Raw genomic sequence first — 234 nt, forward strand, 5'->3', positions numbered from 1 at the left:
TCCTGGGCCACCACCTGCTGGCGCTGCCCTCCGGCGCCAAGACGGTAAAGATGGGCCACGCCCACCACGGTGCCAACCACCCGCTGCAGCACCTGGACGACGGCCGCGTGATGAACACCTCGCAGAACCACGGCTTCGCGGTGGATGAAGACACGCTGCCGGCCACACTGCGCGTGACCCACCGCTCGCTGGTCGACGGCACCAACCAGCGCATCGCCCGCACCGACGGGCCGG

The 234-nt window shown here is 70.5% G+C and carries 1 protein-coding gene; it reads left to right on the forward strand.

The window, feature by feature from the left end:
* Positions 1-234, forward strand: a 234-nt coding sequence (locus ACQG3P_RS24245) for a glutamine amidotransferase-related protein (protein WP_426806476.1), incomplete at both ends; no start/stop codon positions are given.

It is taken from the genome of Stenotrophomonas sp. SrG (assembly GCF_050031795.1).
Taxonomy (GTDB): Bacteria; Pseudomonadota; Gammaproteobacteria; order Xanthomonadales; family Xanthomonadaceae; genus Stenotrophomonas; species Stenotrophomonas rhizophila_A.